The sequence below is a fragment of the Streptomyces sp. NPDC003248 genome (assembly GCF_055563235.1).
The window spans coordinates 82,263-106,245 of record NZ_JBVHDT010000002.1; the positions used below are offsets into that span (position 1 = coordinate 82,263).

General features: G+C 68.3%; 24 protein-coding genes. 10 read left to right on the forward strand and 14 right to left on the reverse strand.

The genetic code is table 11. The features are described 5' to 3' along the window. Positions 1 to 129: 129 nt before the first annotated feature. Both ACZ3KJ_RS05685 and ACZ3KJ_RS05690 read left to right on the forward strand, forming a co-directional pair. On the forward strand, positions 130 to 1,482 hold the full coding sequence (locus tag ACZ3KJ_RS05685; protein ID WP_467524908.1) for a tetratricopeptide repeat protein: 1,353 nt from the start codon (positions 130 to 132) through the stop codon (positions 1,480 to 1,482). A gap of 36 nt (positions 1,483 to 1,518) precedes the next feature. Then, positions 1,519 to 2,019, forward strand: coding sequence for an NUDIX domain-containing protein (locus tag ACZ3KJ_RS05690; RefSeq protein ID WP_467524910.1), 501 nt, complete (start codon positions 1,519 to 1,521; stop codon positions 2,017 to 2,019). Positions 2,020 to 2,052: 33 nt separating this feature from the next. On the opposite strand, the gene ACZ3KJ_RS05695 is transcribed toward ACZ3KJ_RS05690, so the two are convergent. Continuing rightward, entirely contained in the window at positions 2,053 to 2,619 is a 567-nt protein-coding gene (locus ACZ3KJ_RS05695) for an MFS transporter (RefSeq protein WP_467524912.1), read from the reverse strand. Positions 2,620 to 2,907: 288 nt separating this feature from the next. Here ACZ3KJ_RS05695 and ACZ3KJ_RS05700 point away from each other — a divergent pair, with 288 nt between their 5' ends. Further along, positions 2,908 to 3,933, forward strand: a complete 1,026-nt coding sequence (locus ACZ3KJ_RS05700) for an isocitrate/isopropylmalate dehydrogenase family protein (RefSeq protein WP_467524913.1) — start codon at positions 2,908 to 2,910, stop codon at positions 3,931 to 3,933. Between the two features lie 16 nt (positions 3,934 to 3,949). On the opposite strand, the gene ACZ3KJ_RS05705 is transcribed toward ACZ3KJ_RS05700, so the two are convergent. From ACZ3KJ_RS05705 to ACZ3KJ_RS05740, 8 genes are all read right to left on the reverse strand, one after another. Continuing rightward, positions 3,950 to 4,276 (reverse strand): antibiotic biosynthesis monooxygenase family protein, encoded by a 327-nt coding sequence (locus ACZ3KJ_RS05705; protein ID WP_467524915.1) that lies wholly within the window; start codon positions 4,274 to 4,276, stop codon positions 3,950 to 3,952. 55 nt (positions 4,277 to 4,331) lie between these two features. Continuing rightward, on the reverse strand, positions 4,332 to 5,675 hold the full coding sequence (locus tag ACZ3KJ_RS05710; RefSeq protein ID WP_467524917.1) for an FAD-dependent oxidoreductase: 1,344 nt from the start codon (positions 5,673 to 5,675) through the stop codon (positions 4,332 to 4,334). Between the two features lie 42 nt (positions 5,676 to 5,717). After that, a complete protein-coding gene (locus ACZ3KJ_RS05715) occupies positions 5,718 to 6,929 on the reverse strand; it encodes a cytochrome P450 (RefSeq protein WP_467524919.1) in 1,212 nt (403 codons plus the stop codon). Between the two features lie 48 nt (positions 6,930 to 6,977). After that, on the reverse strand, positions 6,978 to 8,738 hold the full coding sequence (locus ACZ3KJ_RS05720) for a non-ribosomal peptide synthetase (protein WP_467524921.1): 1,761 nt from the start codon (positions 8,736 to 8,738) through the stop codon (positions 6,978 to 6,980). After that, positions 8,735 to 9,805 (reverse strand): LLM class flavin-dependent oxidoreductase, encoded by a 1,071-nt coding sequence (locus ACZ3KJ_RS05725; protein ID WP_467524923.1) that lies wholly within the window; start codon positions 9,803 to 9,805, stop codon positions 8,735 to 8,737. The genes ACZ3KJ_RS05720 and ACZ3KJ_RS05725 overlap by 4 nt, the downstream gene beginning before the upstream one ends. Further along, positions 9,802 to 10,329, reverse strand: a complete 528-nt coding sequence (locus tag ACZ3KJ_RS05730; protein WP_467524925.1) for a flavin reductase family protein — start codon at positions 10,327 to 10,329, stop codon at positions 9,802 to 9,804. The genes ACZ3KJ_RS05725 and ACZ3KJ_RS05730 overlap by 4 nt, the downstream gene beginning before the upstream one ends. Before the next feature lie 100 nt (positions 10,330 to 10,429). Continuing rightward, positions 10,430 to 12,022 (reverse strand): tryptophan halogenase family protein, encoded by a 1,593-nt coding sequence (locus ACZ3KJ_RS05735; protein WP_467524926.1) that lies wholly within the window; start codon positions 12,020 to 12,022, stop codon positions 10,430 to 10,432. Positions 12,023 to 12,166: 144 nt separating this feature from the next. Beyond that, the gene (locus ACZ3KJ_RS05740; RefSeq protein ID WP_467524927.1) at positions 12,167 to 13,051 is read right to left on the reverse strand and encodes a sigma-70 family RNA polymerase sigma factor; all 885 of its coding nucleotides are present in this window, start codon (positions 13,049 to 13,051) and stop codon (positions 12,167 to 12,169) included. Between the two features lie 87 nt (positions 13,052 to 13,138). Between ACZ3KJ_RS05740 and ACZ3KJ_RS05745 the strand changes: the two genes are divergently transcribed. Next, positions 13,139 to 13,693: a YceI family protein gene (locus tag ACZ3KJ_RS05745; protein WP_467524928.1), complete on the forward strand. Its 555-nt coding sequence runs from the start codon at positions 13,139 to 13,141 to the stop codon at positions 13,691 to 13,693. A 96-nt stretch (positions 13,694 to 13,789) separates the two neighbouring features. On the opposite strand, the gene ACZ3KJ_RS05750 is transcribed toward ACZ3KJ_RS05745, so the two are convergent. Further along, positions 13,790 to 14,194: a winged helix-turn-helix domain-containing protein gene (locus ACZ3KJ_RS05750; protein WP_467524929.1), complete on the reverse strand. Its 405-nt coding sequence runs from the start codon at positions 14,192 to 14,194 to the stop codon at positions 13,790 to 13,792. Positions 14,195 to 14,681: 487 nt separating this feature from the next. Next, complete coding sequence (locus ACZ3KJ_RS05755) at positions 14,682 to 16,274, reverse strand: MFS transporter (protein ID WP_467524931.1); 1,593 nt, start codon at positions 16,272 to 16,274, stop codon at positions 14,682 to 14,684. A 132-nt stretch (positions 16,275 to 16,406) separates the two neighbouring features. Between ACZ3KJ_RS05755 and ACZ3KJ_RS05760 the strand changes: the two genes are divergently transcribed. Next, positions 16,407 to 17,294, forward strand: a complete 888-nt coding sequence (locus tag ACZ3KJ_RS05760) for a sigma-70 family RNA polymerase sigma factor (protein ID WP_467524933.1) — start codon at positions 16,407 to 16,409, stop codon at positions 17,292 to 17,294. Positions 17,295 to 17,314: 20 nt separating this feature from the next. On the opposite strand, the gene ACZ3KJ_RS05765 is transcribed toward ACZ3KJ_RS05760, so the two are convergent. From ACZ3KJ_RS05765 to ACZ3KJ_RS05775, 3 genes are read right to left on the reverse strand one after another with little or no spacing between them, the layout of a single operon-like run. Continuing rightward, entirely contained in the window at positions 17,315 to 18,619 is a 1,305-nt protein-coding gene (locus ACZ3KJ_RS05765; protein WP_467524934.1) for a cation:proton antiporter, read from the reverse strand. A 5-nt stretch (positions 18,620 to 18,624) separates the two neighbouring features. Beyond that, positions 18,625 to 18,831 (reverse strand): ferredoxin, encoded by a 207-nt coding sequence (locus ACZ3KJ_RS05770; protein ID WP_467525739.1) that lies wholly within the window; start codon positions 18,829 to 18,831, stop codon positions 18,625 to 18,627. A gap of 46 nt (positions 18,832 to 18,877) precedes the next feature. Next, positions 18,878 to 20,074: a cytochrome P450 gene (locus ACZ3KJ_RS05775; protein WP_467525741.1), complete on the reverse strand. Its 1,197-nt coding sequence runs from the start codon at positions 20,072 to 20,074 to the stop codon at positions 18,878 to 18,880. 292 nt (positions 20,075 to 20,366) lie between these two features. Between ACZ3KJ_RS05775 and ACZ3KJ_RS05780 the strand changes: the two genes are divergently transcribed. From ACZ3KJ_RS05780 to ACZ3KJ_RS05800, 5 genes are all read left to right on the forward strand, one after another. Then, positions 20,367 to 21,086 carry a thioesterase II family protein gene (locus tag ACZ3KJ_RS05780; RefSeq protein WP_467524936.1) on the forward strand — a complete coding sequence of 240 codons (720 nt, stop codon included), beginning with the start codon at positions 20,367 to 20,369 and terminating at the stop codon, positions 21,084 to 21,086. 2 nt (positions 21,087 to 21,088) lie between these two features. After that, positions 21,089 to 21,808, forward strand: a complete 720-nt coding sequence (locus tag ACZ3KJ_RS05785; protein ID WP_467524937.1) for a tryptophan 2,3-dioxygenase family protein — start codon at positions 21,089 to 21,091, stop codon at positions 21,806 to 21,808. 51 nt (positions 21,809 to 21,859) lie between these two features. After that, the gene (locus tag ACZ3KJ_RS05790; protein ID WP_467524939.1) at positions 21,860 to 22,087 is read left to right on the forward strand and encodes an MbtH family protein; all 228 of its coding nucleotides are present in this window, start codon (positions 21,860 to 21,862) and stop codon (positions 22,085 to 22,087) included. A 3-nt stretch (positions 22,088 to 22,090) separates the two neighbouring features. Continuing rightward, entirely contained in the window at positions 22,091 to 22,702 is a 612-nt protein-coding gene (locus ACZ3KJ_RS05795; protein WP_467524941.1) for a flavin reductase family protein, read from the forward strand. A 118-nt stretch (positions 22,703 to 22,820) separates the two neighbouring features. Then, on the forward strand, positions 22,821 to 23,495 hold the full coding sequence (locus tag ACZ3KJ_RS05800) for a nitroreductase (protein ID WP_467524942.1): 675 nt from the start codon (positions 22,821 to 22,823) through the stop codon (positions 23,493 to 23,495). Positions 23,496 to 23,983: the final 488 nt, after the last annotated feature.

The following is a 23,983-nucleotide window of genomic DNA, read 5'->3' on the forward strand; positions in this document are numbered from 1 at the left end:
GAGCCTGGTCACGGTGTCGGACCGTGCCGGGCGGCTGATATTCAGTGAACACGCCGTCACGCACAGTGGGTACGGTGAGAGGCAGTCGAGGCGGTATACGCGGTTTACAGCTCCGGAGCGGAGGCGATCGTGGCAGCGCAGAGAGAACCCAACTCCCGCCTGCGCGAGACCATCGAGGCGACGGGCTGCACCTACGAGGCTCTGGCGAAGGACATCCGACGCATCGCTGCCGAGAACGGAGAGACCCTCCAGACCAACAAGTCGGCTGTCTCCCATTGGGTGAACGGCAACCGCCAGCCGACCGGCCGGACCGCCCGATACCTCGCCGAGGCACTGTCCCGGCGAGCAGGCCGCACGGTCACTGAGACGGAGATCGGTCTCCGCGGAGGCGAGGCACCGACCGAGCAAGCCGATCCCGTCCTCGCCGCAACCGACCTGGGCCGCGCCGACGTCGAACGCCGGCGCTTCCTGGCCGTGGCCGCCTTCACCGCAGCCGGCGTCGCCATGCCCCTTGCGTATGACCACGAAGCCACTGCTCGCATGCTCCGGGCCCGCACCGGTAGCTCCCTGGTCGGTACGGAGGACGTGGACGTCGTACGCCAGATCACCGCGGCTTTCAGTGCTGCCGACGAGCGTCTCGGTGGCGGCCATGGGCTCACCACCGTTACCGCGTATCTCGCCGACACCGCAGCCCCCATGCTCCGAGGGCGGTTCCCGAACGAAGCCTTACGTCAGGCAGCCTTCGGAGCGGTCGCAGAACTCGCCTACCTCGCAGGCTGGAAGCACCACGACCTCGGTCAGGAAGGCGCCGCCCAGCGCTACTACCAGGTCGGCTACCAACTCGCCTGCGAAGCCGACCCGCACGGCCACGCCGCCTGGATGATGCGCGCCCTCGCCCACCAGGCCCTCAGTCTCAAGCAGCCCCACCACTGCGTCGACCTCGTCGAGGGCGCACTGACCCGCGGCCTGGGCCGCGTCGACGGCCAGACCGAGGCCCTGCTCCACATCACCCATGCCCGCGCGTACGCCGCTGTGGGCGAGAAGCCAGCAGCGGCCCGCGCCCTGCTCGCCGCCGAAGATGCCCTCCTACGCGAAGACGGCCCACAGCCGAGCTACTCCCGCGTCAGCGGCCCGGCCGCCGGCACTGTGGCCAGCCACACCGCCCGCACACTGACCGACCTAGCCGATCACGTCGGTACCGAGCAGCAGCACCGCGACGCCTTGGTCCGCTGGGATCCGCAGAAGTACAGGCGCGTCCACGCCCTCACCTACGCCGACCTGGGCGACAGCCTTGCCGCCCAGGCCCGAGCCGACGAGGCCGTCGCCGCCTGGTCCCAGGCCCTGACGCTCATGGAGGGCATGGCCTCCGACCGCACCCGCAAGGCGATCAGTTCGCTTCGCTACACCCTCGCCGTGTACCAGCGCCGCAGGGTGCCCGGGTCGGCCGAACTGGCCCGCCGCGCCCGCGAAGCGCTGGCCTAAGCTGCCCACTAACCGGCCGACGAAGGGACACCAACCGTGGTTCAGCCGAACACCGACGACCAGCCCAAAGCCCTCCCGCCCGCCCTCGAATCCATGACCCTGCTGGTCGCCGCCGTCATCGTCCACGACAAGGCCGCCAACCGCGTCGTCCTCCTCCAGCGCAGCCAAAACGCCAAGTTCGCCCAGGGCATGTGGGACCTCCCCGTCGGCAAGAGCGAGCCCGGCGAGCCGATCACCGAGACCGCGGTGCGCGAGCTGTACGAAGAGACCGGCCTGACCGTGAAGCCGGAGTCCCTGCAGGTCGCCCACATCATCCACGGCGCCTGGGGCGTGGAGGCTCCCAACGGCTTCCTCACCGTGGTCTTCGCCGCCCACGAATGGACCGGCGAACCCGAGAACCGCGAGCCGCGGAAGCACGCTCAGGTCTGCTGGGTCGACGCTGACGCGATCCCCGCAGAATTCGTCGATACGACTGCCAGCGCTCTCCGCAGCTACCTCAGTAATGGTCCCCAGGTATCACTTGACGGTTGGAGATAGTCGGCAGCGTTCTCGGCTCTGCTGCGCGGGCAGTCATCGAGAGGCCCTGCTGGCGCGGCCGAGCACGGGAAGAGCGGCAGCCAGGACGAGCGCCGCAGTGCCGGAGACCAGCAGGGGTATGTGCCCGTTGGTGCCCCAGGCCAGTCCGGCCCACAGGCCGGCGAGGAGGACGGCGGCGCCGATCGCGCCCTGGTAGAGCCCTTGGGCGCTGCCTTGTGCCTGGTCGGGGACGAGGGTGGAGATCCAGGCTTTGCCGACGCCGTCGGTGCAGGCGTTGAAGCCGCCGTACAGCGGCAGCACCACGAACACCAGCCAGGGGGCGTGGATGAGGCCGAGGCCGAGGTAGCCGGTGGCGAAGAACAGTAGCCCGGCGGCGAACACGAGCGGGCGGGGCAGCCGGTCGGAAAGTGCCCCGGCCGGGTAGGAGAGGGCGGCGTAGGCGAGGTTGTAGACGGCGTAGGCCCCGACGACTCCGGCGGTGGACAGGCCGAGGTCGTGGGCGCGCAGCCGGAGCAGGGCGTCAGAGAAGTTGACCACGTTGAAGCAGGTCAGGACGGCCAGCACTCGCCAGTAGGGGCGGGGAAGGGTGCGCCACGGCACGCGAGCGGCCGGCTTGCCGGAGGTGGCGGTGCTCGGGCCAGGCGGTGAGCGCTATCGGAAGGTCACCGCCACCTCGGTCATGAGAAGCGATGAGTCGAGTCCTTCGGCGGTCACCACCAGTACCACCAGCCGCCCTCCCCGCATCTCGGGGGAACCTCACCGGGATGAATGATCCATGACAGAAGCGAACAGTCGGGGATAGGAGCCACCTAGCCTGACCCTACGCCGTGCCCAGGTCGTCGAGCGGTCGGCGGATGCTCCCTTTCCCAACTCCAGAAAGGGTGACCGTTGGATTCCATCACTGTCATCCCTGGCGACGGCATCGGTCCTGAGGTGGTCGAGTGTGCGCTCAAGGTGCTGGATGCGCTTGATACCGGCCTGTCGATCGATGTCCTCGATCACGTCGACGCGGATCGTTACCGCCGTGAGGGCCAGGCTCTGAGTGAGGCGGATCTGTCGCGGATATCCGCGAGTTCCGCTGTCCTGCTGGGGGCCATCGGACGGCCCGATGTGGAAGAGACCGACTATGTACGCGGTGTTCTGCTGCGTCTACGGCACAGCTTCGACCTGTATGCGAACTGCCGGCCGGTCCGACTGTTGCACGATCGGCTCAGCCCACTGCGGGATCCGGCGTGCCGCGCGATCGACTGTGTGATCGTCCGCGAGAACACCGAGGGGCTCTACAGCGGCATCGGAGGCAACCTCCGTGTGTCCTCCCCCCAGGAGGTGGCCATCGACGCGGACGTCAACACCTGGCACGGCGTCTCCAGGATCCTGGACTTCGCGTTCTCCACCACGCGCCGCGAAGTCTGTCTCGTGGACAAGGCCAACGCCGTGCGAGCCGGTGGCCGTCTGTGGCAGGCGTGCTGGCGACGCGCGGCGGAACAGCATCCCGGGACGGCCACCAGGCACCTCTACATCGATGCCGCCGCGATGAAGCTCGTCACCGAGCCGGACCGCTTCGACGTGATCGTGGCGAGCAACTCCTACGGCGACATCCTCAGCGATCTGGCGGCTGCGCTGGCCGGGGGAATTGGTCTGGCGCCGTCGGCGAGTCTGAACCCCGAGACCGGTTTCGGCTTGTTCGAGCCGGTACACGGCTCGGCTCCCGACATCGCGGGAAAGGGCGAGGCCAACCCCTTCGCGTGCCTGCTCACCACGGCACTGCTGCTCCGGCATCTGGGACGCGAGGCCGAAGCGGCCGCGATCGACGCCGCAGTCACCGGATCGATCGCGGCCGGGCGGGTCACCTCTGACCTGGGGGGCTCGCTGAGTACGGAGCAGGTGACCCGCGCGGTGCTCGCCTCGCTGTGACGGGCGGTACCTGCGCTCAGGGCGCTGGGTACTCCTCGGGGTCCGCGCTGGAGCTGGTGCGGACGATCTCGGCGACGCTGAGTTCGAAGAACTTGTACCACTTGTCCCGGCCAAGCTGCTGGGCGTCCTGGTGCTCGGGGTCGTTGCGCCACTTCTCCAGGGTCTCGGGGTTCCGCCACCACACCAGGGCCAGGCGCTCCCCGTCCTCGGCGACATAGTTCTTGAGATGGACCAGGTCGTCGCCGGCCATCTCCCGGACCTTCTTCGCCAGGTACTCTTCCGTTGTTCCGTACGCGTCGTCGACCTGCTCCGAGAAACGCGACCTGAAGACGACCAGAATCACTGTGCCCTCCCGGCAATTCCTTCTTGGATGAACGTGCTTGACGCGCGGTGCCAGCTCATTGGGCGGGGACGGACGCGCGTAGCTGCATATCGGGCAGGTCGGCGGCGGTGGAGCCGTGTCGGCTGAGTATCCGCCGGGCCAGCTCCCGCAGCTTCCTGTCCTCGGCGCGCGCGGTGCTGTAGCTCTCCTCGCTGAACGCGCAGCGCTCGTAGAGCGGCACGAACCGGTCCGGCATCAGGGCCACCAGCCGCCGGGCCACGGCCTCTTCGGCCTCGTGCCGGGGATCGGGCAGCCGGGACATCGTTCTGTAGTGCTGGTAGGAGATGTCGGCTATTGCGTCGCCGTCGTTTTTCCGGGACCGCTCGTAGGCCGTGAACGCCCGCTGCCAGTCGCCCTCCCGGTCCAGGCAGCTCACGAGTGTGCGGACGTCCTCGAAAGCACAGTTCATGCCCTGTCCCATGAAAGGGGCCATGGCATGGCAGGAGTCGCCGACGAGTACGGCCCGGCCGCCTGAGGTCCATGTGTCGCAGCGGGTGAGCCGCACGGTGGAGACCGGCTTGGTAGCCAACTGCCGATCCAGGTCCGGAATGCCGGCGGCCAGGCCGGGGAAGACGTCGGCGAACTGCCGGGCCAGCGCGGGGCCGCCGACCGCGGCGGTGTAGGAGGGCGCGGGGCCGTCATTCCGGAAGAACACCGAACCCGCGAACAGTTCGGAGGAGGCCAGAGGGAACGCTCCGAAGAGGGCGTCACCGGCCGGCCAGTAGTGCATGAGCCCTCGATCGCAGGAAGGGAGGTCGAGCACGATCTCCTGGTAGGCCAGCTCCAGGGTGCTCACCTGCTCGTGAGCGCCCTGCTCGACCAGGGCTGCACGGACCGCGGAGTGGACGCCGTCGCAGCCGATGACGTGCCGGCACTGGATCCACCGCTCGGCGGTGCCGGCTCGTACCAGCAACGCTGGTGTCTGAAGATCGACGGCGCGGACCGGGCGCTCGAAGTGGAGACCGACTCCCGGCTCGGCCTCAGCCGCGTCCAGGAGGAGGCGGTGCAGCCGATGCCGTTCGATGGCCCAGATCGGTGCTCCGTCACGGCTGTAGGCGGTGACCACGGTGCTGCCGTCCGGCAGATGACCGCAGCGGGCCGTGAGCGGCACACAGATCCGGCGTACGGCGTCCTCCAGGCCGAGTTCGCGCAGCACGCGCCATCCTCGGTGCGACAGGATCACCATGAGGGACCGGCCCTGCCCGGCCGGGATGTGACGGGGGTCGGCATTCCGTTCCAGCACGGTGACCCGGCCGAACCGGCGGGCCAGGTAGATCGCGGCGACCGGACCGGCCAGCCCGGCCCCGACCACCACGATGCCGCTCCTCGTCGCCGGTGCGTCCGTACGCGGGTCGTGCATGTTGGGCTCCTCCTGAGACGGGTCGGCACAGGGCCCGGCCGGCTACCAGGCCACCGGAAGCTCGCGGACGCCGTAGGCCACACCGTCGTACTTGAACGGGACGTCGGCGAAGTCGATGGCGAGCCGCAGGGTGGGGATGCGCCGATAGAGCGTGCCGTACACCACCTGGAGTTCGAGGGTGGCGAGCGGGCGGCCGAGGCAGTGGTGGGGGCCGAAGCCGAAGGCCAGGTGGTGCGCAGCGTCGCGGGTGATGTCCAGGCGGTCGGGATGGGGGAAGTTCTCCGGGTCCCGGTTGGCCAGCTCACTGGCGAGGATGATCCCCTCTCCGGCGCGGATGGTGGTGTCTCCGATAGTGATGTCCTCCAGGGCCACGCGCCGGCGGCCGGAATGAGAGATGTTGAGGTAGCGGATCAGTTCGTCGACCGCGCGGTTGATCAACGTCTGGTCCTCGGTCTCCCGCAGGAGCGCCAGCTGGTCGGGGTTGCGCAGCAGGGCCAGCGTGCCCAGGGCGATCATGTTCCCGGTGGTCTCCAGCCCGGCGACCAGCAGCGTCATAGAGATGTACGACAGTTGCTCGGGGCTCAGGGCGCCGGTGCGTACCTGGGTCTCGATCACCGAGGAGATCAGGCCATCGGCCGGCTCCTTGGTCTGCCGGTCTATCAGTTCCCTGAGATAGCCGCGCAGCGCCTCCTGGGCACCCACCACCATGTCGGGCGAGCTGTCCCGGTGCAGCATCAGAGTGCTCTGTTCCTGGAAGAACTCATGGTCGGCGTACGGCACTCCGAGCATCCGGCAGATCACCTGGGTGGAGGTTGGGAAAGCGAACCGGCTGACGAGGTCGGCCGGGTTGGGCCCGGCGAGCAGGTCGTCGATGAGCCCGTTGACGATGGCGGTGACATCGCCCCTGAGCGCCTCGATGTTGCGGATGGCGAACGGTGAGGAGACCATGCGGCGTTGCCGGGCATGCTCAGGATCGTCCATGGCCACGAACGAGCGTCCGTCCTTGCGGCGCTCTCGGCTGCCCAGGTCGAAGTGCGGATAGCCGGGCTTGGTCGAGTCGGCACTGACCCGGGGGTCGACCAGGAGCTTACGTCCGAGGTCGTATCCGGTGATCAGCCAGGGGGTGCTGCCGTCCCAGAGCCTGACCTGCACCGGGTCGTCGAGCGCGCGCATGGTGGACGGCGGGTCGAAGGGGCAGGCCGGCTCCTTCAGGATCGGGAACTGGGCCAGTTTCTGCGTCACAGAACTCTCCATTCCTCGCCGTACCGGGGCCACGGCCCCGGTACGGCCGTCCTTGGTGTGTCACCCGTTCAGGGACTGGGCGATCTCCCTCAGGTCGCGCGCCCCGAGCACCACCCGGATGGGCACGCGCACGCCCAGCTCCTCGCGTAGCGAGCCGATCAGCCGCCCGGCGAGCAGGGAGTTGCCGCCCAGGTCGAAGAAGTTCGCCTCGGGGGCGGCCTCCGGCAGGCCGAGCAGTCGGGCGACCGTGTCGTACAGCCGGTCCTCCGGCGATCGCGCCTCCTGGGAGGTGCCGGTCGGCTGCGGGGCGGCGGTGCCGCGCCGACCCGTCAGGGCGCCTCGGTCGATCTTTCCGTTGGGCAGGGTGGGAAAGGCGTCGAGCACCTCGATGCGGGTCGGCACCATGAACTCCGGAAGGGCGCCGGCGAGCCGGACGCGTAGATCGGCGGGATCGACGGCGGCGCCGGGGCGGGCGGTGGCGTACGCGACGAGCCGGGCGTCGGCGAGTGCTCCCTCGACGACCACTGCGGCCAGATCGATGTCCGGCTGATCGGTGAGGAGGGCTTCGATCTCGCCCAGTTCGATGCGGAATCCCCGCAGTTTCACCTGGCCGTCGACCCGGCCAGCAAAGTGGAACCGGCCGTCGGTATCCCTTCGGCCGCGGTCACCGGAGCGGTACATGCGGCTGCCTGGCGGCCCGAAGGGGTCGGGCAGGAACCGCGCGGCGGTCAGCCCTGGACGGCCCACATAACCGCGGGCCAGCCCGGAGCCCGCCAGGTACAGTTCGCCCTCTTCGCCGTCGGCCACGGGCCGTAGGTGCTCGTCGAGCACATAGACCCGGGCCCCGGCCCAGGGGACGCCGATGCCCACGCCGTCCGCCTCGGTGATCGGGCCGGCGATGGTGCAGCCGACCGTCACCTCGGTGGGGCCGTAGCCGTTGAACATGCGACGCCCCGCTGCCCAGGTCCGCAGCAGCGCGGGGGTGCAGGCGTCGCCCGTGGACATGATCGTGCCCTGGGGAAGCACTCCCCGGCTGTCGGTGACGCTCAGAGCGGCCGGCGGCAGTACCGCGTGGTCGATCTGGTATTTGACCAGGGTCTCGTGCAGGGCGTCGCCCGGCAGCAAGTCCTCATCGTCGGCCACCACCAGGGTGCCCCCGTGCAACAGGGCGAGCGCGATGTCCCAGAATCCCGCGTCGAAGCTGACCGAGGCCCAGGCCAGGACACGCTCGCCGGGAGCCGGCCGAAAGCGGTCCGCCTGGGTGGCGACCAGATCTGCGACGCCCTCATGGGTGACCGCGACGCCCTTCGGTGTCCCGGTCGAACCGGAGGTGTAGATCACGTACATGAGGTGCAGGTCCGACAGCGGCTCGGGGCGTTCGGCCTGGCGCACGTCCGAGGCGCTGTACCGGGAGCAGGCTTCGGCGCACGCCTCGGAGTCGAGCACGACCTCGTCCAGCTCCACCCCTTCGGCCGAGCCCGCTCCGGCACGCACGAGCAGGGTCGGGGCGGCGTCTCGGACCATGAACGCCTTGCGGGCGGCCGGGTAGCGGGGATCGAGGGGGAGGTAGGCGCCGCCTGCCTTGAGGATCGCCAGCAGTGCCACGACCAGCTCGGGGGAGCGTGGGACGGCCAGCGCGACCAGGCGGTCCGGGCCAACGCCCCGGTCGATCAGCAGCCGGGCCAGCTGGTTGGCGCGCTGGTTGAGCGCGCGGTAGGTGAGCAAGGTGTCCTTGTACAGGACGGCCGGAGCGTCTGGGGTGCTCGCCGCCTGTATCTCGAACAGTTCGGGCATCGTGCGGCCGACGGGCCTCGCGGTCACCGCGTCCCGCCCAGGTGGGGGCGGACCTCGGACGCAAACAGCTTCAGGCTGCGTTCCATCGTCTCCAGGGGCTGCTGACCGTAGTCGAGCTGGAACAGAACGATGTCCGTCCCGAGTTCACTCTCGATCTGCCGCAGCTGCTCGACCGCCCTGTCGGGCGAGCCGATGACCGCGAGTCCTGCGGCCTCGCTCGGGCCGGTCTGGTGCTTGTCCACCACAGCCTCGCGGTAGCCCTGGTACGACGTGGAAGTACGGCTGCGCCATGAGGCGGCGGCCGAGCCGAAGGTGTCCCAGTGCCGACGTAGCGCCGCGGTGCCCTGCTCGACCGCTTCCTCGTCCGAGTCGGCCAGGTACAGCGCGACGCTGATCGCGACCCGGGGCTGCTTGCCGGCGTTCTTCCGTGCCTTGCTGAACCTGCTGCGGTACACCTCGATCATCTCGCGCACCTGGTGCACCTGTTCCCGGCTGGGCGCCGAGGCGATCAGGAGGTTGTAGCCGGAGTCGCCGATCCACTCGAAGCTGGCACGGGTGAGGAGCGCGGCGGCCCACACGGGAGGGTGCGGGTCCTGGGTCGGCAGCGGCAGGGAGTTGGCCTTCTGGTAGCGGAAGTACGGCGTGTCCTCGCTCACGCCAGTTTCGGTCCACAGCCGGACGACGGCGTCGACGGTGGCACGGAAGCGCTCCGTGCTGCCGTCCATCTCGATGCCGAAGGAGTCGAACTCGTAGGGCAGGAAAGCACGCGCGAAGCCGACGTCCAGCCGGCCGCCGCTGAGCGCGTCGAGCTGGGCGGTGCGTGCCGCGAGCTGGATCGGGTGGTGGAAGGAAGCCTGGATGCCCCCTGTCATCAACCGGATTCTGCTGGTGCGTGCCGCGACAGCCGACAGGAAGGCAAGCGGATCGGGGCAGTACCCGCCGTAGGAGTGCAGGTAGTGCTCGGTCATCTTGACGTAGTCGAGCCCGAGGTCCTCGGACAGCTCGGACACTGCCAGCAGGTTCGCGTAGTACTCCTGGGCACTGCGCTGCTCCGGGAGGGTGTCCGGCAACAGCGATATCCCGTAGCTCGTCATTTCTTCCTCTCGGGGTCCGAGTTCGAGGGGTATCCCGGCAGCGGGGCGAGGTGCGGCGCGGCGCCCGTGTGGGCCAGGGACCAGTACTCGCGCATCCCGTAGACCAGCGGGCGCGGCCGTGCGCCGCTCCCGGTGGTGACCCTGAAGACCTCACCGAAGACGACGACATGATCGGCGACGGGCACCGAGCCGGTGACCCGGCAGTCGGCGACGGAGTGTGCGTCGTGGGCGAGGTGTGGTCCGCCGCACCCCGGTCCGGCGGTCCACGCCACGTGCTCGAAGCGGTCCGGACCCCGGCTGGCGAACAGTTCGGCAACCGTGCGGGCCCGATCGTCCAGCAGGTTCACGGCGAAACGCCCGGTTCTACTGAGGACCGCGAGGGTGCGGCTGGAGTGCTGGATGCAGACCAACAGCGTGGGCGGACTGACCGACACGCTGGAGACGGCAGTGCAGGTCATCCCGAACTGCTGTCCGTCCTCGTCGGCGGCGGTGACCACCGCGACGCCGGCCGGGAAGGCCGCCATCAGTTTTCTGTACGCGGTTGCGGAGACCGGTTTGGCCGCAGTGCGGCCGGCGGAATCTGCCTTGGACACAGGCATGGCGAAGGCACCTCCTGGCACGCCGTCAGGCACTTGGGACGAGGCGCCCGGTCATGGTGTCGTCGAATCCGGCGGCCTGGTGGACGAGGTACTCGTACTGACCGGGCAGCCGGTCGATCAGTGCCGCGGCCTGGCTGCGCACGCGCTGGAACTCGTGGCGGGCCGCGGTCGCGTCCAGCCGACCGAGCGCGGGCAATGGCCGCAGATCGAGTCCGCCGAGGCCGAGGATCATGGCCGTATACGAGTACGGCTCGAAGCCGTGGAAGCGCGGGAAGACGGAGTTCTCGTCGGGCAGCGTGGAACGCCACTGTTCGAGGCGTTCGGCCAGGCCGTCGGGCATGGTGCGGGTCTTCGCGTCCCGCCAGTACGCGTTGTCCGAGCGGGCAGCGGCGTAGTAGTGCAGGAAGAGGAACTCCCGGACGCCGTCCATGACGTCGCCGACCTGGCGGTTGTAGGAGCGGCGCAGCAGTTCGTCGTCACGGGTGCCGGGGAACCGTTTGACCAGTTGCTCGACCGCGTTCTGGATGAAGAAGATCCCGGTTGACTCCAGCGGCTCGACGAAACCGCTGGACAAGCCTATGGCCACACAGTTCTTCACCCAGGACTCGGCGCTGCGGCCGATCCGCATCTTGATGTGGTTGGCGTCCAGACCGGCAGCCTCCGGCCCGACGAACGCGCGCAGCGTCCGTTCCGCCTCCTCGGGCGTGGTGTAGGCGCTGGAGTAGACGTAGCCGGTGCCGATCCGGTCGAGCAGGGGGATGGTCCAGATCCAACCGGCCTCCTGGGCCGTGGCGGTCGTACACGGGCGCATGCCTCGGGTGGCGACGTCCACGGGCACGCGCAGAGCCACCGCGCTGTCGTTGGGCAGGGACTCCTGGTACGAGACGAACGGCACGCCCAGAGCCTTGTTCAGCAGCAGCCCGCGGAAGCCGGTGCAGTCGACGAACAGGTCGCCGGTGATCTCCCCGTGGTCCCTCGTCAGCACATCCGAGATGAAGCCGTCCTCGTCGAGGCGCACATCGAGGACGTCGTCCCGGATGTGCCGTACGCCGCGTTCCGCCCCGTACTCGCTGAGGAACTGGGCGAGCAGGGTGGCGTCGAAGTGGTAGGCGTACGGGAACTGGGTTCCATGGCCCTCCGGGATCGCGCGGGCCATGTCCCGCGCCTCCCCGGCCTCGAAGACCTCCTCGAACAGGCCACCGCCGAGATGGCGGGGCGAGCGCTTGGCGTCACACAGCGCGGCCAGGACCGAGCAGTCCTGGTCGAAGCGCTCGCTCGGGCCCTCGTGCAGCCACCAGTCGGCGAGCGAGAAACCGTCGACTACGCGCGGGCGCTCGAAGGGGTGGTAGAAGCGATGACCTTTCTCCCTCCAGTTCTCGAAGCGAATGGCCAGCTTGTACGACGCGTGGCAGCGGGGCATCCACTCGGGCTCGCTCAGCCCGAGATGCCGGAAGAAGTTCCGCACCGTGCTGAAGGTGGCCTCGCCGACGCCGATCGTGGAAACGGCCTTCGACTCCACGAGCGTGACGGCCAGTCGGTCGCCGAAACTCGCCTTCAGGTACGTGGCTGTCATCCAGCCGGCTGTACCGCCGCCGACGATCACTATGTCCTTGATCATGATTTCCGTCCTGGTGGTGCGGTCAGATCCTTGGACGTTGCACGCAGACTTTCGCACGGGCCGGAGCAGGACCGTCCGGCAGAAAAAGATTTACGAAAGAACGTCCTCCGCCAGGCCGACCGGGCGAGCCCCCGGAGGCCGCGCTCACGGTTCGGGAAACAGCCTGATGCACAGCCGCCTGAGCCGGGCGGGGTCCGCCACCAGCTCGTACTCCTTCACCAAGCCGTTCTCGATGCGGAAGCACATGGCGAGGCGAAGCCGGCCTCCGGGCGCCACGAGCAGACCGGTCCGACCGTCTATCAGGGCGGGTTCCGAGTGCCGGGCCGCGCCCCCGAACTGGCTGATCTCATGAGCGACCGGGCCGACGCCCTGCACCCTGGCCGGGCGGTCCGGCGGCAGAGCCGCCGCGTCGGCGCGCCGCACCACATCCGGTGCGAGGCGGGCGGCGATGATCCCGGTGTCCCCGGTGCAGGCCGCGGCCTGAAAGGCGGCCACGACCTCCCGGTGCTGGTCCACCTCCACCAGATGCCGCTCACGCGGGGCGCGTACCTTGTGCCGGGCGCGGCTGGCCAGCTTCTTGGCGGTCGCCTGGGTGCGGTCCAGGATTCCGCCGATCTCGTCGAACGGCACGCCGAACATGTCATGCAGCACGAACGCCACTCGCTCGGCGGGGCTGAGGGTGTTGAGTACGACGAGCAGCGCGAGACCGACGGATTCGGCTTCGAGTACCTCGTGCTCGGGGTCGCCCTCGCCCGTGGCCACGGTGGCCGACGCCAGGCCATCGTCCCAGCGCTCCTCGCGCCCCCCGTGCCGACTGCGCATCATGTCGAGGCAGACGCGGGACGTGACGGTGCGCAGCCAGCCTGGCAAGTTCCGCACCGCCGTCGTGTCGGCGCGTTCCAGGCGCAGCCAGGTCTCCTGCACCGCGTCTTCCGCCTCCTCGTGGGAGCCGAGCATGCGGTACGAGAGTCCGAGCAGGTCCCTGCGGTTCTCCTCGAAGAAATCTGCCAAGGATTGGCGCGCGTCCATCGGTCACCTTTCCGGTTCACAGTCCGTCGTACTCATGACCCGTGAATCGCGGGCTGTGTGACGCACAACCGGTAAGGAGAAGGCGGCATGACCGAAACCGTTTCCGAGAACATCCCTGGATACACCGCAGGGACCTGGACCATCGACACTTCCGACTCCGAAGTCCGGTTCAGCGTTCGCCATCTGGGGGTGACCCGGGTACACGGTCGTTTCAATGCTTTCGACGGCACGATTTGCACCGGGGAGAGCGCCGAGGACGCCTCGGTGACCGCCCGCATCGAGGCGGGCAGCATCGACACCGGCTACGCCGCCCGGGACGGCTACATCCGCGGCGAGGACGTTCTGGCGGCCGACCAGCACAAGGAACTCGTGTTCCGCTCCACACTCGTACGCCGGCACGAGGACCGGCTCCTCATTGATGGCGAGCTGACCATGCGGGGAGTGACCAAGTCCGTCACCCTGGTGGCCGAGCCGGGTGGATTCGGTACCGACCCGGTGCGCAAGGTGCCGGTGCTCGGTGTCAGCGCCTCGATGACGGTCAGCCGGGCCGACTTCGGTCTCGCCCAGCACATCCCCGCTGCTGTCGTGGGTGAGAGTGTACGGATCACCCTGGACATCCAAGCCTCGCTCTCGGACTCCTGACCAGCGGGGCCCTGATATGGACAGCCCTCTGCCCGCGCGACCTGCGGGCAGAGGGCGCACCGGAGCGATCGGCTGCTGCCACCAAGGCGCGATGCGTCAGTCGGCTGCAGCTTCGAGAATGTAACCCCGACCCCAGACAGTGCGGATACTGAGACCGACCGACACTATGCGGCGGCGCAGCCTCATGATCTGCAGGTCCAGGGCATTTCTGGAGATCTTCCCGTTAGCCTTCGACACGTGCTGTTCGAGCTCCGCCCGGTAGACCATTTCGGCGTAGTGGGCAACGAAATGCTCCATGATGCCGATCTGCGTACTGGAGATGGCCACCGAATCCGTGCCGAAATACAGGATTCCGGTGGAATCGACTGTGGGTTTCTTCCGCCCGTAGACACGCTGAGTCAGCGCCTGGATCCGTGCCTCGACGTCACCGCGGGGGGCCGGTGCTCGGATCCAGTCCTCCGTGGGGTCGACGCAGACAGGCGCGTCGTTGCCTGCCTCCACCACCAGCAGCCGGGGAATTCCGGCTCTTCTGCAGTAATTCCGCGCGTCGGCTTCTATGGGTCAGCGTATTAACTTGACACCTTTGCTCAAGAATGTCTCCCCGCAGCTAACAGGCAATCTTGCGATTTGACCTTGTTGATTCGGCGAAGGATGCGCCCAGATCCGGAACTGTCATGGCAATGCGGCCGGTGGCGGACCCACCGGCGTCCGCAGGCGGCATGGTTCGGGGACCGGTCGCGCACTTTCACTGACGCAGTTGTCAAGCCAGGCCCAGGGCGGGGGGGGGGGGGGGGGGGGGGCCGCCCGCCGGGGGCCCCCCCCCCGCGCGGCGCGCGGCCCCCCGCCCCCCCCCCCCGCCCCCCGCCCCCCCCCCCCCCCCCCGCCCCGCCCCCCCCCCCCCCCCCCCCCCCCCCCCCCCCCCCCCGCCCTGGCGGATGGATCACCTCCCATCCTGCCCTCGCGGACCACCGATCCATCGTGATGTGGATCACCGACTCTGCCGGTGGGGTCCATTCCCGGTCATCGTGGCCTCATGTTCCTGGGCCGTCGCCTTCGGGCTCGTGACACCGCCCGGCTGCCGGGTCCGATGCCGGAATCCCGTCCAGGCGAGTCCTGCTGCTACGGCGGTGCAGGCCGCTGCGATCCCCACGGCCAGCTGGTAACCGTGTAGGAAGGAGTCGACGGTGGTCTGCCGGAACGAGCTGCCAAGCGTGTCCACCACTATGTGCACCCGGCCGCCGCCCACGTTGTGCCCCTGACCGAGTGCCGCGTCGCGACGCGCGCCGTCCAGCCCGGACACCTTGCCCCGCCAGGCGGAGGAAGCCGCGTTCACGCCCACAGTGCCGAGCACCGCGAGGCACACCGATGAACCGACCTGCCGTGACGCGTTCAGCACCCCGGAGGCCGCGCCCGAGACACCGGAGGGCACGTCGCGCATCGCCACATGGGTCACGGCGGGCACGAACGTGCCGAAGCCACCGCCGTACAGCGCGTATCCGAGGGCGCTTACAGCAAAGGGGGTGGTTCCCGCCCGGCTGAGCAGAAACACACCAACAGCGGCTACCAGAGTCCCCCCAGTGGCCACCACCGATGACCGGAAGCGGGAGTCCAGCCGCCCGCCGAACTGCGCCATGGTCAGGAACGGAATGTTCATGAACAGCCACGACAGTCCCGTGCGCAGCACCGACCAGCCCGCGACGTTCTGGAAGTACAGCGTCACCCAGAAGAGCGCGCCGCTCATCCCGCCATAGGTCAACATGTAGATGCCCGAGGCACTTACGAAGCTGCGTGCCTGCAGCAGGGCCGGCGGCAGCATGGCGTGCGGCGTGCGACGCTCCCACCAGAAGAAGGCGACCAGCAAGACCGCCCCAACAGCCAGGGGCACCGCCACCAGCGCCGCGCCCCAGGGCCGGTCGGACGATTCGACGAAGCCGAGCGTGAGGAAGACCAGTCCGAGGGAGCTGAACACCATCCCCGGCAGGTCCAGCCTGCGGGCCTGGGGATTGCGCGACTCGCGGACCGCGACAGCCGTGCAGGCAATGCCCAGGGCCGCGAAGGGCAGGTTGATCCAGAACACCGACGGCCAGCCGAAGTAGGTGAGCAGGATTCCGCCGCCGACGGGTCCGGCGCCGAAGCCGGTGCCGCCGATGGCTGCCCAGGCCCCGATGGCGCCGGCCCGCTGCTCCTGCGGATAGGTCTCCGTGATGATCGAGAGCCCCAGGGCGAGCATCGCGGCCCCACCTACGCCCTGCACGGCACGGAATGCGATGAGGGAGGCCGCGTTCCAGGCCACGGCGCAGGCGATCACACCGGCCAGGAAGACGACCATGCCAGTCAGGAAGACCCGTTTGCGGCCGTATCGGTCGCCGAGCGCTCCGCTGGCCGGGATGATCGCGGCCAAGCTCAGTGAGTACGCGCTGATCACCCACTCCAGCTCTGCAGCACTCATGTGCAGTTCACTCTGCATCGACGGCAGTGCCACGTTCACGATGGTCAGGTCGAGTGAGGTCATGAACGTGGCCATGCACATCGCGAACAGGGTCAGCCGGCGCCGCCGCGGCTCGGTGAGAGAAAGGCTCATGTCAACCCCCTCCTCGAAGTCCGTGTGATATGCAATGAAGAAGTGATCATCCGTGCTCCAAGTCGGGTCCACATGCATCGGGTCGGCTAACCGCCCACTAGTGACGACCCCTGGCGACCGAGGAGTGTGACCGTGCACGACGACGATCGGCTGGCGGAGCAGTTCGAGGGCTTCCGGCCGCACCTGAGGAATGTCGCGTACCGGATGCTGGGCTCGCATGCCGAGGCCGAGGACGCCGTACAGGAGGGCTGGATCAGACTCAGCCGCAGCAACGCGGACGAGGTGGACAACCTCCGCGCCTGGCTGACCACGGTGATCAGCCGGATCTGCCTGAACACCCTGAGGTCACGCGCTGCGCGGCCGGAGGATCCGGTCGGCGTGCACCTGCCGGACCCGGTCATTGGGCACGAGCCGTCCCAGAGTCCCGAGGACGAGGCACTGTTGAACGACTCGGTCAGCCTCGCGCTACTGATCGTGCTGGACACGCTTGCCCCCGCGGAGCGGGTCGCCTTCGTGCTGCACGACATGTTCCATCTCACGTTCGACGAGATCGCGGCCGTCATCGGGCGGACGACGGTGGCGACCCGGAAGCTCGCCAGCCGGGCGCGAAGCAGAGTGAAAGGCGCCCAGGAGACGGACTCAGGCGGTGACTTCGCCACCCGGCGCATGCTGGTGGACGCGTTCTTCGCCGCGGCACGCGACGGCGACCTCGACGGGCTGGTGACCGTACTGGACCCGGACATCGAACTCCGCGCGGACGGCGGCTTGGCGCTCGCTTCTGCCACGGCCGCGATCCGTGGCCCCCGCTTCGTGGCGGAGCGAGCCGCACTGTTCCGTCAGCCTGGCGTGACGGTGACCGCGGTTCTCGTCAACGGCTCCCCCGGCGCCCTGGTCCATCGGGACGGCGCACCGGTGTCGGTGATGGGCTTCGCCGTCCGCCAGGACCGGATCACGCAGATTCAGATCCTGCTCGACCCGGAGCGCCTCGCCGCGATCGACTTCGCCGCATTCACGGCATAGAACGTAGGCCGAGCGTCTCCTCAGGAGGCGCCCGCCAGTTCCCGTTCCCGCTGTAGACGCGCCCGCTCGTCATCATTGAGCGCGATGTGACGAACGGCCCGACGCAGCACCAGCGGTGCCATCAACGAGGTGCCGACCGCGATCAGTACCACGATGGTGTAGGAGGCGGTGTTCAGAACGCCCATCCGCAGACCGATTCCGGCCACGATGATCTGGATGACTCCGCGCGCATTCATCCCGGCCCCGAGCACCAGGGCCGCATGGCGGTCGAGGCCGACGACACGGGCGCCAAGCAGCGCCCCGGCGAACTTGCCCACAGTCGCCACGCCGAGCGCGCCCAGTGCGGCGAGCGCGATCATCGGTGTACCGAGGGCGAACAAGTTCATCCGCAAGCCGGCCTCAGCAAAGTAGAGAGGGGCGAGGACCGAGAGCGTGACGGCGCGCAGGGGCATCAGTGCCCTCGTCGTCTCCGGCCCGGCGGCACCGGCCAGCAGGCCGCCGATGAGAGCCCCGAAGGACGCCTCCATGTCCATAGCCTGCGTGGCCGCCGCACACCCGACGATCAGCAGGGTCGCCGTAGCTATCACGGTGTGCGGGTCATGCGCCCTGGTCATCAGCCATCGGACCACCGGGCGGCCGAGCAGCACGGCACAGGCTGTGATCAGCACCAGCCGGATCAGTGGCACGGCGACCGATCCGAACGTAAACGCGCTCGCTGCCGCGGCCGAAGCCGCGGACAGCAGCATCCAGCCGGCGACGTCGTCGACCACACCCACCGCAATGGTCAGCTGGGCGATGTCCCGGTGCAGCAGCCGCATGTCCGACAGCATCTTGGCGATCACCGGCAGGGCGCTGACGCACATGGCCACGCCGATGAAGAAGACGAACAGGCCGCGGTCGCGGCTGGCCGGCAGCAGGGCGGACGGCGCCAGTAAGGCCCAAGCGCAGCCGAGTGCCAGAGGGATCAAGAGGCCGAAGGCGCCCACGGTGAGGGACGTCCGGCCGGTACGCCGCACCAGAGTGAGGTCGATCTCCAGGGCGGTCGTCCCCACGAGAAGGATGACACCGAACTGACCTACCGCGTCCAGGAGATGTACCTGGGACGGCTGCGACATCTGGAGCCAATGGAGAAAACCGGGGGCCACCCGACCGACTCCTGAAGGGCCGAGTAGGATGCCAGCAGCCAACTCACCTGACACAGCCGGAAGTTTCCACAGTGCCGCGAGCCGCCCGAGCAGCAGTGCGGCGGCGAGCAGCAAGGACGCCTGGACCAGTAGAACCAGCAGCGCGTGCCCGCCAAGCGGCGGGGCTATGACGTCCGGCACCCTGCCTAAGCCTCCGCGTCCTGCTGAACAGTGATCGCCCGTGAGGGGCAGACCTCAGCGGCACGGCGCACCCGGTCTCGGAGCGTATTCGGTACGTCCTCCCGCAGCAGGCGGACGGCACCATCCTCCTCCCGCTGGTCGAACACCTCGCCCACGGCGAGGACGCACATTCCCGAGCCGATGCAGCGCTCCTGGTCGACCGTCACATGCATGTCGTTCCTCTTCTCGGTTCGCATTTCCGTCCCCTTGTCCGTGCCGTCACCTCGGGAGAAAGCGCACCGGCAGCGAGCTGTAGCCGTTGAGGAAGTTGGACTCAATCCGAGTGGCTGGCCCGGCGATTTCCACGTCCCGAACGGTCCTGGCGAGGACACTCAGCAGGGCGCGCAGTTCGGCCCGGCCGAGAAAGGCTCCGAGGCAGTAGTGCGGACCGTGGCCCAGAGCGACGTGCTTGTTCGGGGAGCGAGACAGGTCGAGAGTGCGCGGTTCGACGAACGCCCGCTCGTCGTTGTTGGCGGAGATGTTCCACAGCGTCACAATGTCCCCCGCCCGTATCTGCCGACACCCGATGACCTGGTCGCGGGTGGCGGTACGAGCGAAGTGGAACGAGGGCGTCGCCCAGCGCAGTGCTTCTTCCACGGCCGTGTCCAGATCGATGTCGCCTGCCCTCAGTGCCCGCCACTGCGCAGGATGCTCGGCGAGGGCCTTCACGGTGCTGATGGCGGAGACCCGTGAGGACTCGTCGCCGCCGATGATCAGGCTGTAGCAGTTGAGCGCGACCTCTTCGAGGCTCAGCGGTTCGCCCTGGATCAGCCCGGTGGCGATCGTGCTGATCACGTCGTCACCAGGGGCGTGGCGCCGCCGCTGGGCCAGGTCCATGAAGTACAGGACGAGTTCGTTGCGTGATTCCAGGGAGTCAAGTTCGTCGGCGCCGGTCAGCGCCCCTTTGCTCCACCGCAGCAGATCGGGCCGTTCGGCCTCGGGGATCGACAGCAGATCGCAGATCGTGTTCATCGGCACGTGTTCCGCGACCTGGGTGGCGAAATCGAAGGGCTCCGGGCCGAGGGTGTCCTCGACGAGCGCGGCCGTACGCTCCTCGATCTTCAGAGCGACCCTGCCGAGCACCTTCGGTGACAGGGCGCGCCACATCAGGGCCCTCAGTTCCCGGTGGCGCGGCCGGTCGGTGACGGCCAGCATCCTCCCGCCGGCGGAGTCGTCGCCGCGCAACAGCACGTCGAGCACGGTGCCCCTGCCCGAAGCCAGGTCTTCGGAAGCGCCGTAACAGGAGACGACGTCGGTGTACCCGGCCACCACCCAGAAGCCGGGTCTGCCGTCCGAGGAGGCGTGCCAGTAAACGGGCTTGCTCGCCCTCACCTCGGCGAAGAACTCGAATGGATCGTGCTCCATGAATGTGCGTGAGTCGGTCAGATCGAGCGAGGCGACCGCTGTTCGGCTCATCGTCCGCAATCCCCACTGAAGACGGGAAACGCACTGCTCGCAGTGCCCGGCACCGGCTCCGGTAAGCGGATCATCACAGACGGCCGAACGGCTCGCCCCAGTTGTGTCAGAAGTCTTTCGCCGTCGGCAGGGAAGTGACGGAGAGCCGAAAGATTGCCCCGCCGGCCCGATGCGCCGTGAGAACTTACGAACACATCCGAACCGGAGGAGTACATCCGAACCGGAGGAGCACCTCATGCTTCGTACACGCCGGGATCACTGCCTGCGGACGCTGGTTCAAGCACACGCACCCATGGCGAGGCTGGTCTGCCTCCCACACTCCGGAGGCACCGCAGCGGGATACGGGGCATGGGCCGCCGCGCTCCCAACAGCTGTGGAACTTCTCGCGGTGCAGTACCCGGGGCACGGCGACCGCTTCGGCGAGCCGCTGTCGGCCGACGTACGCGCGCTGAGTTCGGAACTCTCCTCCGAGCTGCTGCGCCTGCCGCCGCTCCCCACCGTACTGTTCGGGCACAGCCTGGGTGCCCTCGTCGCCTACGAGACCTCTCTGACTCTCAGCACGCTGGGCAGAGGACCCCTTGGTCTGCTGACTTCGAGCTGCCCACCCCCCGGCGCGGCGGGCCAGGTCCGGGCCGGACAGCTCTCCGACGGTGAACTGTGGCACCTCATCGGCTCCCTGGGCGGCGTTGACCCCGACGTCGTCGACGAGCCGGAACTGATGGATGTGTTGCTGCGGGTACTGCGTGCGGACATCACGGCGCACGAGGAGTACCGGCCGGAGCCAGGGACCACCCCTCTGCCCTGCCCCGTTCGTTGCTACCACGGCATCAGTGACCCCCTTGTGGACGCCGTCTTGCTGGCCGGCTGGGCTTCGGTGACCACTGGGCCGTTCAGCCTGCTCGAACAGGAAGGGCACCACTTCCATCTTTTCCAGAACGCCGGGCACCTCCTCGCCGACATCACCGCCTTCCTCGACACCGCACTCCACCCGGACTCACTGACGCGGAGCTGATCATGGCCGAGTTGAACTACTCCTCCTATCTCCAGACAGACGTACTGCTGTCTCTCCAGAAGACGCAGATACCCGAGTCGGCCGACCGGAGTGTGGTCCTGGCCGAGCACTTCTTCATCGTCGCCCACCAGTCCTGCGAGCTGTGGCTGAAGCAGGTCGTGGCGGATCTGAGCCTGGCCAGGGACCTGCTGTCCTCCGCCGGCGGGTCGGCCGAAGGGGTGGACACCAGCGTGGAAGTCCTCCAGCGCGCGGCCGAACTGCTCCGTGTCCTGCACGAACAGGTGCTCGTCCTGGAACGCCTCCCACTGCGCCATTTCGTCCAGTTCCGGCCCTACCTCGGAACGGCCAGTGGGGCACAGTCGGAGCAGTTCATGGAGCTCAGCGGACTGCTCGGAGATGGCGAAGGGGAGGGGGAGCTGTACCGGGCGTTCACAGCGAGCGCCAGCCGTCAGGGCCGCACGGTGGCCGATGTCTGCCGCCTCGGGATCGCCGGCGGTGGCCTGCACCAGGTGGCAGAGGCGCTACTCGACATCGGCAACGGCTACTGGCGCTGGAAGGTGGCACACCTCGGCCTGATGTCGAAGATGGTCGGAGGCCAGCAGGGCACCGGAGGAACGTCTGGGGAGGAGTTCCTCATGCGCCGGATCACTCTCCCCTTCCCCGAGCTGCGGCGTCTGCGCGGCGCCCTGCACTTGGAGGAACTCGCCCCCAGCCCCGCGTGAGACGCACGGCACAGGACCCTCACCCCTCCACGAGACGAAGGCGGGCTTTCCATGACAGCGGACAACACCACCGGCCTCCATCACGTCGTCATCAACCTTGAGCGGCAATACTCGGTCTGGCCCGCGGGCCAAGTCATCCCGGCGGGCTGGTCGCCCGTCGGGGTCGCCAGCGCGCTGGACGAGTGCCTCTCCTACATCGACCGCGAGTGGAAGGACCTACGACCCCACAGCCTTCGAGATTCCAGCTCGGTACGGCCCATCGTCGATGGAAACTGCTGATCCATGACGGACATCGACGTCGCGGACATGACCGTGCGGCAGCGCGAGCGGCTGCTGTTGTGGAGCGTGGTCCCCCGGCCGGTGGCCATGGTGAGCACAGTTTCCCCGCACGGAGCGATCAACCTGGCCCCCTTCTCCTACTACACGGCGGTGGGATATTCCCCGATGGCCCTGCTGTTCTGCGTCGGCCGACGGGCCGACGGCACCGAGAAGGACTCGTGCCGCAACGTCAGGGTGCCGGCCGAAGGAGGGACGGGGGAGTTCACCATCAACGTGCTGATCGAAAAGCATGCGGAGGCCGCCACCGCCTCGGCGAAACCGCTGCCGTACGGGCAGTCGGAGTACGAACCGGCGGGACTGCGGCCACTGCCCGGCCGGAGAGTCCGCTCCCCGCGCATCGACGGTTCCCCCATCGCCTTCGAGTGCCGGACGTCCGCGGTGGTCCCGGTCGGCGACCACTTCGTCGTCATCGGGGAAGTGGTCCATGTCACTGCGGACGAGGGGCTGATCGACGACACCGACTTCCACATCGACCTGGACCGGCTGGGATCGGTCGGGCGCATGGGCGCCGCGGACTACGTCCGCACGTCGGACCGCTACGTCGTGGGCGGGTAAGGCGTGATTTCACCGCCCGGATGTCACCTCCGATCGTTTCGAACCGTTGAGAAGGGTGGGGCTGCCCGGCACAGAGAGCAGCCCGACGGCGGTGAGGCGATACAGGAGGGTGCGGCCGTTGGATGTCTACGACGCGGTGTCCACTCGTCGGGCGGTGCGGGGATTCACCTCTGATCACGTCCCGAAGGAAGTGCTTGAGAGAGTGCTCTCGGCTGCGTCCAGAGCACCGTCCGGGGCGAATCTGCAACCGTGGCACACCTATGTCCTGACCGGTCAGCGGCTGGAGCATCTCAAGAAACAGGCTGTCGCGCGGGCTGCAGCGGGGGATCCAGGAGACGAGCCTCAGTACGCGATGTACCCACGCGATCTCAAGCCCCCCTACCGGGAGCGTCGTAGGACCGCCGCCGAGAAACGGTACGGCGCTCTCGGCATCCCCCGCGACGACCGAGCCGCACGGCGCAAGGCGGTCATCGCGAACTGGCACTGCTTCGGCGCGCCTACCGCCCTCTTCTCGTACATCGACCAGGACATGGGACCGGCCCAGTGGGCCGATGTCGGCATGTACCTGCAGACCATCATGCTGCTGCTGCGGGCCGAGGGACTGCACAGCTGCCCGCAGATGGCATGGTCGATCTACCACCGCACGGTCGCCGAGGTCGTCTCCCCCGCCGAGTCGCTCGTCCTCTTCTGCGGTGTGTCGGTGGGCCATGCGGATCCGGCCGGACCGTGCATCCGCGTGGATCGCGCCCCGCTCGACGAGACGGTGACCTTCCTCGACATCGCCACAAGTTAGTGAGTGGGGCGGGAGTACCGGATCAGGGAACTACATGCGTGTGCGTCGCAAGAGTCTGGGCTCCTGACGGACCTCGACGAGGGTTGCAGTTTGGGTTGCATTCAGCCTCGTTCAGGCCCGTTCGGCGCGCCCTGCTGGGCCCACTCAGTCGCAGGTCAGGACACCGACGGACCCTGCCGGACGGCCACACGAACAGTTGGAAAGCGTGTTGGGGGCAACCCCTCACGAGTTCGAATCTCGTATCCTCCGCAGCCGCCTGAACAGGCGAAACGAAGAGCCGAGCCGCGATCGCGGCTCGGCTCTTCGTTGTGCGCTGGTTGCAGTTGGTTGCACTTGTATCCGCCCATTGCGAATATTTCGGTGAGCGGGCAGCCGGATCTTCTCCTGCCGTCGGCTCGTCTCGTCGAGCCGGGCCTGCGGCAGGAAGGTGCCCCGGGCTCTGTCTTCGTACGGCATCCGCGGATCATGGAATTGCGCCATCCTTGACC

Bases quoted from the DNA above. Each gene is read 5' to 3' on its own strand.
- ACZ3KJ_RS05710 (WP_467524917.1), bottom strand. From the start codon at position 5,675: ATGCACGACCCGCGTACGGACGCACCGGCGACGAGGAGCGGCATCGTG.
- ACZ3KJ_RS05715 (WP_467524919.1), bottom strand. From the start codon at position 6,929: ATGGAGAGTTCTGTGACGCAGAAACTGGCCCAGTTCCCGATCCTGAAG.
- ACZ3KJ_RS05725 (WP_467524923.1), bottom strand. From the start codon at position 9,805: ATGACGAGCTACGGGATATCGCTGTTGCCGGACACCCTCCCGGAGCAG.
- ACZ3KJ_RS05730 (WP_467524925.1), bottom strand. From the start codon at position 10,329: ATGGCGGCCTTCCCGGCCGGCGTCGCGGTGGTCACCGCCGCCGACGAG.
- ACZ3KJ_RS05735 (WP_467524926.1), bottom strand. From the start codon at position 12,022: ATGATCAAGGACATAGTGATCGTCGGCGGCGGTACAGCCGGCTGGATG.
- ACZ3KJ_RS05740 (WP_467524927.1), bottom strand. From the start codon at position 13,051: ATGGACGCGCGCCAATCCTTGGCAGATTTCTTCGAGGAGAACCGCAGG.
- ACZ3KJ_RS05745 (WP_467524928.1), top strand. From the start codon at position 13,139: ATGACCGAAACCGTTTCCGAGAACATCCCTGGATACACCGCAGGGACC.
- ACZ3KJ_RS05755 (WP_467524931.1), bottom strand. From the start codon at position 16,274: ATGAGCCTTTCTCTCACCGAGCCGCGGCGGCGCCGGCTGACCCTGTTC.
- ACZ3KJ_RS05770 (WP_467525739.1), bottom strand. From the start codon at position 18,831: ATGCATGTGACGGTCGACCAGGAGCGCTGCATCGGCTCGGGAATGTGC.
- ACZ3KJ_RS05775 (WP_467525741.1), bottom strand. From the start codon at position 20,074: ATGAGCCGAACAGCGGTCGCCTCGCTCGATCTGACCGACTCACGCACA.
- ACZ3KJ_RS05780 (WP_467524936.1), top strand. From the start codon at position 20,367: ATGGCGAGGCTGGTCTGCCTCCCACACTCCGGAGGCACCGCAGCGGGA.
- ACZ3KJ_RS05785 (WP_467524937.1), top strand. From the start codon at position 21,089: ATGGCCGAGTTGAACTACTCCTCCTATCTCCAGACAGACGTACTGCTG.
- ACZ3KJ_RS05790 (WP_467524939.1), top strand. From the start codon at position 21,860: ATGACAGCGGACAACACCACCGGCCTCCATCACGTCGTCATCAACCTT.
- ACZ3KJ_RS05795 (WP_467524941.1), top strand. From the start codon at position 22,091: ATGACGGACATCGACGTCGCGGACATGACCGTGCGGCAGCGCGAGCGG.